Below are 6750 nucleotides of genomic sequence, written 5' to 3'. Positions count from 1 at the left end.
GGACCTCACACCTTTGCTGCTATTCGGCCACATCTTGCTCCTCCCCTTAGCGCTCAACCCAAACGGATCAGCGCCTTCAGTTCAAAGCAGACATGACGCAGCAAAAGCGTCAGTTCCTAAACTTTTTGGTTGTCCAGGTGCTCCGTTCGCCCCTCTCAGGGCATCCGGCTCGGCGATCTCTCAACCGCCTTTTCAACCTACAACATCGATCGGCTCTCGCCATCCGCTGCTTTCGGCTCCGCGCTCCGCCTCTCGGTGGTGCGCAGTCCAAAACTGTATCACAGGCTTCAGCCAGCCACCAGAGCCTTGGCCCACGGGAGGAAGGTCTCGAGCGTGGAGTCGCTGCGGGCCGCCAGCACCGGATAGTCGGTATGGGCCAAATTGGCCCCAGGCGCCTGATCCTGGGGATCGATCAGCAGCCAGCGGATCGGGCACTCAAGCTCCGTGAGCACAAGCCAGGCCGCCGCCAGATCCCAGATCTTCGGAGTGGCCTCAAGGGCGGCAACGGTCTGCCCCATCGCAACGCTCACCAGGTTCAAGCTGGCCACGCCCAGCAAGCGGATCTTGCCGGGGAAGCGGCGGTCGGGAAGTTTCTGGAGAACGCCGATGGAGCGGCTGCACAGGGAGGCGCACCCCGCCACATCGGCCTGTCGCGATGGGGGCTGCAGCAGCTTGCCGTTGCGCCAGGCCCCCTGACCTCGCACGGCGATGATCCGCTGGCGCAGGGGGGGCACATCCAGCACGGCCCACACGGGCAGTCCCCCCTCGAAGCGGGCAATCGAGATCGCCCAGTAGGGAATGCCGGCAGCAAAATTGGTGGTGCCATCGAGGGGATCGACGACCCAGTAAGCCGAGCTGATGGGCACGTGCTGGTCCCCCTCCTCGCTCAGCACCCCCTCCCCAGGGAAGGCGTCGCCAAGACCGCGCACGATGGTTTCATCGCTCCAGCGGTCGCAAGCGGTGATCAGGCTTCCGTCGGCCTTGGCCTCGGAGGCCATGTGGCCAAAATCCTGACGCTGGCGGTCCGCGACCGCATCCACCAGGGTTTCCAGCCGAGCCAGCTCAGGTGGATAGGTGGCAAGGGTGGTGGTCATCCGAGCTCCAGGGAGAGAACGTGGGCGAGGCGGCGGCCGGTGTCCTGGCGGAACTGCTGCAGGTCGACGCGCTCCAGCAGCACGAGGGCACCCAGGGCAACGAACACTTCCAGCAGCAACACCAGGGCATAGGCGCCAAAGGGTCCGTGACCAGGGAGCAGCCAGCGTCCGAAGTCGAGCAGAGCCCCCCCCGCCACCTTGCCGACAGCCCGCGAGAGGGCCTGGGCCAGACCCCAGACCCCAACGAAGGTACCGGCCACCTCGGGGAGGGTGAGATCGAGCATCAGGCAGAGGGCGCCATTGGTACCGATGCCCGCAGCGAGGCCGAAGAGCACCATCGCCACACGCAGCAACGGAACACTGGCAAGACTGCCCGCGACCACCAGCAACAGCAACGTCGCAACGATCAGACGACAACCCAGGCGCGCCGTGGCGAACTTACCCAGCCAAGGCACGATCAGCAGGCCCGCCAACACCAGACCCACCAGGGTGCCCACGCCCCAGAAGGCGTTGAGCGCGGCCGTGGCGGCGATCGGCAGGGCGAAGACCTCGGCGCCGTAGCTCTCGAGGATCGGATCCTGCAGAAAAAGCCCCAGGGTGAACAACACCAGAAACAAGAAGAAGATCAGCACCTGGCGGCTGCAGGTGATCAACTGCCAGGCCTGGGCAAGTGTGACGGCATCGTCGCGCTCGTTGGCGCGGCTGAGGGTCGACGGTCCACGGGGAGTTTCGAGCCCCCAGGTGGCCACCAGGGTCAGCGCCACCACGATCAGGGCCGCCTTGGCGATGAAGGCCAGCAACACCGGTTTCAGCACGGCCGGATCGGTCACGCCATCGAGACCCTTGAGGCTGAGGCTGATGGCGATGGCCCCCACCACGATGCCAACGGTGAGCATCGACCAGATCACACTCACCGCCCTGGGCCGCTCTGCCTCGCTGGTGCGATCGATCACCAGGGCGAGATAGGGGGTGGTGGCAAGGGAAATTCCAATGCCGTAAGCGGCGAAGAGAGCGCAGAGCCCGGCGGCTCCAGCAGCCATGGCTCCTGGACTGCCGCCATTAAACGCCGACGCCACCTGAAAGATGAGCGGCACGGCCAGCACCGCCAAACCGGTGAACAGCAGTGTGCCGATCCAGATGTAAGGCGTTCGGTGGCGCCCCCCCAGGGGACGGGCATCGGAGACATGGCCGAACAACACCCGAGTGGGGGCCATGAACTGCTCAAAGGCCAAGGCCCCGCCCACGAGGACCGCGGGCATGCCGAGCTCCGTGATCATGATCCTGTTGAGCAGGCCGGCGAAGATCACCGCCAAGGCACCGAGGCAGGCCTGAAACAGACCGAGCCGAAGGACCTGATGCAGTTTCATTCCGCTGGAAACCTGGGGGTACGTAGGGGCCATGGCGGAGGGGGCCACGGCTTACTCGAACAACAGCAGAATGCAGGCCACCTAGGGCCCCAGGGGCCCGCCGGCGGCGGACTTGAACGAGGCCAGGCAGGCGGGCAACAGGGGCTCGGGGGGCACCGGCACGTTGACGCCGTTGTCAGGCATGGTGGACGGCAGGGAGCGGGGTTGACAGGTCACAATCTGATCGAGGCCCGTGCGGCGACGGATCTCAGCCAACTGGCGGTTGTAGTCGGCCAGAGCGGAGGAGTAGGCCACTTCGGCCTGGGTCAGGTCCCGCTGGTTGTCAACCACCTCCCGCTGGGTGGTGACGCCGGCCTGGAAACGCAACCGGGCCAGACGCAGGGATTCCCTGGCCGAGATCACCTGGCGGGAGGTGGTCTGGATGTTGCGGTTGTTCTGGAGCAGCCTGTAGAAGCTGTCCTCCACCTGCAGCCGGATGGCATCGCGTTGGGAGGCGAACAGATAGGTGTTCTGCTCGGCCTGCTGCTTGAAGCGGCGGGCCTCGGCGTTGGCACGGCCCCCATCGAACAGGTTCCAGCTGAGGTTCAGACCGACGGCGTTGTTGACCTGGTATTGATAGCCGTTCATGTTCGTGGTGTTGATCGTGTTCAAACCGTTGGGGTCGACCACCCCGCGGTTGCGCGACAACCCGAAGTTGTTGAAGATGTTCAGGAACGGCTGCACGCGGCCCTTTTCAGCGTTGGCATCACTGTTGGACACGGAGATGTCAAGCAGGGCATTATCGAGCTCTTCGCGGAAGGCATAGGCCGCCACGATGCTCTCCTGGAGGGATGGGGTCCAGACGCCCAGGGCACGCAGGGGCTCCTTGGCGGTGGGGGTGACGTTCTGGGGAAGGTTGAGCAGGGCCGCCAGGGCCCGGCGGGCGATGGCCTGCTGGGCCAGGCCACCGTTGAGCAGCTGCTGGTCGCGGGCCAGTTGGGTTTCTGCTTCAAGAACCTCCAGCTTGGTGGCTACGCCGGCCTGATAGCGGGCCCTGGCATCCCGCAGGCTCACCAGTGAGGCCCGCACGGACTGCTGGCCGATGCGCACCTGATCATCGGAGAGCTGAAGGTCGAAGTAGCGCTGAGCGGCTTCAAGCCTCTTTTCCCGGAGCGCGATGAGGTACTGGTTCTTGGCTTTCTCGTAGCGGTCGCGGGCGGCGGCGACCTGGGGAACGCGCTGGGGATTGATCAGACCCCAGGTGATTCCAACCGTGCCGGCCCCCCCGATCAGCTTGGTTTGGGTGAGGCCATCGGCAAAGAAAGACCCGCCATTGGGGCGGCTGGTGTAGGACTCCTGATTGAACAGCTGGGGGAAGCTCTGGGCCGTGAGCTGGATGTTTGGGTACCAGGAGGAAATCTGAGCCCGCAGGTTGGATTTGGCCTGGTCCACCTGGGAGGCGACGGCCTTGAGGTCTGAATTGTTGACCTCCACCAGGTTCTCGACATCCACCAGGCCCAGGGGCCGCAGCGCCCGGATCACCACTTGCTCGGGCTTGGTGGGAAGGGCCAGGGAGTTCGGGGCAACGAGACGCTCCAACCCAGGAAGCACCTTGGTGGCGGCAGGGGCGAGCACATCCGGGTTGGACTTGGGCCTGGGGCCCTTGACTTTGGGAGCCAGGGGCAGCACCTGGGGCGGGGGATCAAGCAGCGGCGGGGGAGCATCCAGGGCGGCCACCGGTGCAACGGCTGGCGTGGCGGCTTGGCCCACCACCGGAATCACCGTTGGAGACGGGGCCTCGGCAATCAGCTGGGGCAGCGGCGGAATCTCAACGCCACCACGGGCGGCTGACAGCTCTTGGGGCTCCTTGGTGGGCTGAGCGAAGGCAACGAGCGGCTGCACACTGACAAGACAGGTACCGGTCAAGGCAGTAACTGCCAACAGCGAGCGTCTCACCAGATACCTTCAAAATATGCACGCTGAGTTTAATGAGTTTGCGGCGAACACACCAGGCAGGCGGCCACGAGATCATCCGCCCCCTTCAGAAGGTTGATGGGCACCACCAAACGTTCCTGAATCTCAGCAAGGGTTAGATCATCAAGGAACACCGGCTGTCCCTGTCGCAACATCACCGACGGCAGAAGCAACTCCTCCCCCAAGTCCTTTCCGGCCAGTCCCGCCAGCAGATCAGAACCGGTCAAAAGGCCTGTCACCACTTGATCTTGGCCCCAGTAGGGACTCGGCAATCCATAGAGGCGAAGCTCCAGACCCTCCACCCGGTTGAGCCGATCGACCACCGGCTGCAGGGCCTCGGCCACCAGTTGGCCCACCACCCAGCTCAACCGACGGGGCCGCTCCAGGGCGGCGGGCAACTCCCGCGTCGCATGATCCAGGGCCTCCAGAAAGGCTCGGATGCTCCCCACGCCGTTCTCCTGTTGCGGCAAATCTTCGTAACTGCTGCGCGGTGGCAACGGGCGCCCGGCGATTAGGTACCACTCATCGGAAAGCCAGGTGAAGCGGCTCTGGAGCTGGGGTTCAAACTCTCGCTGCAGGGCCTCCACCAACTCGATCACCCGCCGGGCGCAGGCCCGATCCACGGGAATCAGCCCGTCGCCGTCGGGGCGAAAGCGCGTCAGACCCACCGGAACCACCGCCGCCGAGAGCACCGCCGGCCACTGGCCACTGGCCAGGCTCGCCAGATCCCGCAGGGTGCGCTCCAGGGCCGCACCGTCGTTCCGGCCCGGACAGACCACCACCTGGGCGTGGATCTGCAGCCGGCGCTCGGCGAACCAGCCCAACTGCTCCATCAACAGGCCCGCCCGGGGGTTCACCAGGAGCTGCTGTCGCAACTTGGGATCCGTGGCATGGACCGAGACGAACAGGGGTGAAAGGCGCTGCTCCTCGATCCGCTGCCAGTCGGCGGCGGCGAGGTTGGTGAGGGTCAGGTAGGAGCCGTAGAGAAAACTCAGGCGGTAATCGTCGTCCTTGAGGTAGAGGCTGGCGCGCTGGCCCGGAGGCTGCTGGTCGATGAAGCAGAAGGCGCAGTGGTTGTTGCACTGGCGCAGGCCATCGAAGAGCGCCTCTGTGAATCCCAGGCCGAGACCGTCGTCGAGGTCCTTCTCGATCTCGAGCAGGTGCCGTTCACCGCTGGGATCCTCCACCTCCAGGGTCAGTTCCTCGGCGGCACTGAGCACCTGGTAATCGATCAGGTCGCGCGGCCGGCTCCCATTGATGCTGAGCAGTCGGTCCCCGGGCTCAAAGCCCAGCTCCTCTCCGATGGAGCCCGGCTCCACCGAGGCCACCACCGCAGGGGCGGGGAGCCGTTGGTCTTGGCCGGCGGCGAGGGCGACTCCGGCGGAGGGTTCAATCCACACGGGGCGGAGCTGGGGCGATGGGGTTCAGTTTGGGACCGCCGCGACCTGGGATGTCCAGACCAGCAGCAGCAGCCCGAACACCAGGCGGTATCCCACGAAGATCCAGGTGCTGTGCTTCTGCAGGTACTTGAGCAGCCAGGCGATCGCCCACCAGGAAACCAGGCCAGCGGAGACCACACCGATCAACAACGGCAGCGCCCCGCCGGCGATCGGCACGCTGAAGGCAGATTTGAGCTCCACCAGCCCCGCCAGGGTGATGGCAGGAATGCCCAGCAGAAAGGAGAAACGGGCCGCATCCTCCCGGCGCCAGCCATCGAAGAGGGAGGCGGTGAGCGTGCTGCCGGAGCGGGAGACACCGGGAATCAAGGCCAGGGCCTGGGCCAGCCCCACCAGCAGGCCATCGAGACCGCGCACCTGGGAGATCTGCTTGAGGCGCTGGCCAAAGCGCTCCGCCAGCGCCAGCAACAGGGCCATCACGATCGAGGCGATGGCGATCGAGCTGATGCTGCGCAGGGGCGAGTGGTCGAAATCGGGCACCAGTTTCTTGATCACCGCCGCCGCCACGAGGATCGGCAGGGTGCCGATGGCGATCGCCAGACCCAGCCGGGCTTCGGTGGAACCCCAACTGCCCTCCCGGAAGGCCTTGGCCACCCCCGCCAGCACCAGAGCCAGATCACGCCAGAAATAGGCGATCACAGCGACGATGCTGCCCAGCTGGATCACAGCGGTGACGGCCACCCCGGGATCGCCCCAACCCAGCAGCACAGGCACCACCTTGAGGTGGGCCGTGCTGCTGATCGGCAGGAACTCGGTCAGCCCCTGCACCACCCCAAGCACCAGGAAATGCCAGCAGGCCGTTGCCAGGTCAAGCATGGGAGCTGGCGTAAGGGCGGAAATCGGCACCGGAGAAGCGTGTGGTTGATCCGACCCTATGGC

5 protein-coding genes are annotated in these 6750 nt (G+C 65.5%); all 5 read right to left on the bottom strand.

Annotation, left to right across the window (positions count from 1 at the left end; translation table 11 throughout):
- Positions 1-287: 287 nt before the first annotated feature.
- Positions 288-1094: an inositol monophosphatase family protein gene (locus KBZ13_RS15410; RefSeq protein WP_255010802.1), complete on the bottom strand. Its 807-nt coding sequence runs from the start codon at positions 1092-1094 to the stop codon at positions 288-290.
- Entirely contained in the window at positions 1091-2461 is a 1371-nt protein-coding gene (locus tag KBZ13_RS15405) for a BCD family MFS transporter (protein WP_255010800.1), read from the bottom strand. The genes KBZ13_RS15410 and KBZ13_RS15405 overlap by 4 nt, the downstream gene beginning before the upstream one ends.
- A gap of 81 nt (positions 2462-2542) precedes the next feature.
- Positions 2543-4177 carry a TolC family protein gene (locus KBZ13_RS15400; RefSeq protein WP_409995676.1) on the bottom strand — a complete coding sequence of 545 codons (1635 nt, stop codon included), beginning with the start codon at positions 4175-4177 and terminating at the stop codon, positions 2543-2545.
- Positions 4178-4425: 248 nt separating this feature from the next.
- Entirely contained in the window at positions 4426-5814 is a 1389-nt protein-coding gene (locus KBZ13_RS15395; RefSeq protein ID WP_255010796.1) for a TIGR03279 family radical SAM protein, read from the bottom strand.
- 24 nt (positions 5815-5838) lie between these two features.
- A complete protein-coding gene (locus KBZ13_RS15390; protein ID WP_255010794.1) occupies positions 5839-6687 on the bottom strand; it encodes an undecaprenyl-diphosphate phosphatase in 849 nt (282 codons plus the stop codon).
- Positions 6688-6750: the final 63 nt, after the last annotated feature.

Source organism: Cyanobium sp. ATX 6F1 (assembly GCF_024346315.1).
Taxonomy (GTDB): domain Bacteria; phylum Cyanobacteriota; class Cyanobacteriia; order PCC-6307; family Cyanobiaceae; genus ATX-6F1.
This window is presented reverse-complemented; position numbering and strand designations above follow the sequence as displayed.

Coding starts and splice junctions, on each gene's coding strand:
- KBZ13_RS15410 (WP_255010802.1), bottom strand. CDS start 1,094: ATGACCACCACCCTTGCCACCTATCCACCTGAGCTGGCTCGGCTGGAA.
- KBZ13_RS15405 (WP_255010800.1), bottom strand. CDS start 2,461: ATGAAACTGCATCAGGTCCTTCGGCTCGGTCTGTTTCAGGCCTGCCTC.
- KBZ13_RS15390 (WP_255010794.1), bottom strand. CDS start 6,687: ATGCTTGACCTGGCAACGGCCTGCTGGCATTTCCTGGTGCTTGGGGTG.